The organism is Aurantimonas sp. A3-2-R12, from assembly GCF_036016755.1.
Taxonomy (GTDB): Bacteria; Pseudomonadota; Alphaproteobacteria; order Rhizobiales; family Rhizobiaceae; genus Aurantimonas; species Aurantimonas coralicida_A.
In genome coordinates, this window is the sequence record NZ_JAYXIH010000125.1 from 1 (window position 1) to 1,035 (window position 1,035).

Genomic DNA, 1,035 nt, shown 5'->3' on the forward strand with positions numbered 1-1,035 from the left:
GTCGTCGATGAAAGTGCCGAGCTTGGGACACTTTGCCCGGAGCTGGTCGGCGACGTGGCGCAACGCTTGGGCAGCGCCGGCGCGATCGGGCTGGATGAAGGCCTGGCGCAGGGCTGCTGCCGCCATGCTCTGCTGCGCCTTCGGGACATAGGACAAGGCGTTGCGCATCCAATGGACGCGGCAGCGCTGCCAGGAAGCGCTGAACACCCGGCGAATGGCAGCCTTCAGCCCTTCGTGAGCATCCGAGATCACGAGCTTCACGCCCGAAAGGCCCCGGCGCACAAGGCTCTTGAGGAAGGTCGACCAAAAGGTTTCCGCCTCCGAGGGCCCGATGTGGAGGCCCACGATCTCGCGCTTGCCGTCTGTGTTCACTGCCACGGCGATTATCGCCGCGACCGAGACGATGCGCCCGCCCTCGCGCTGCTTCAGGTAGGTCGCGTCCAGCCAGAGATAGGGCCAGTCGCCGGTGAGAGGGCGATCGAGAAAGCCGCCGACGCGCTCGTCGATGTCCTTGCACAGCTTCGACACCGTGCTCTTGCCGATCCCCGATAGTCCCATGGCCTGCACCAGATCGTCGACCCGCCGGGTGGAAACGCCACTGATCCAAGCCTCTTGGATGACGGCGACAAGCGCCTTCTCCGAGAGCTTTCTCGGCTCCAGGAACGGCGGGAAATAGCTGCCCTGACGAAGCTTGGGGATACGAAGCTGCAAGGAACCGACCCGCGTGTCGAGCGAGCGGTCCCGGTAGCCGTTGCGATAGGTCGCCCGCTCAAGGGTGCGTTCATGACGCCCGGCGCCGATCATGCCCTCCACGTCGGCCTCCATGAGAAGCTGCATCACGCTCTCGGCAATCGTCCTCAGGAAATCGCCGTCTCCGGCTTTCGCCAGAAGCTCGGCAAGCGGTAGTCTGTCCTCGGTCATCGGGTGCTCCGGTCAGGTTGAAGTCTCGCAACTCCACCTTAGCCGGCCAATCCGGTGGCCACTTCCGTCACACCATTCGAGGTCCGATTTTCCACCATCAAAGCGGACACTACC

At 64.1% G+C, this 1,035-nt stretch carries 1 protein-coding gene; it reads right to left on the reverse strand.

Annotated features, from left to right (window positions below):
* On the reverse strand, positions 1-921 hold a 921-nt coding region (locus VSX60_RS22350; protein WP_327626434.1), incomplete at its 3' end, for an IS256 family transposase.
* Positions 922-1,035 lie beyond the last annotated feature (114 nt).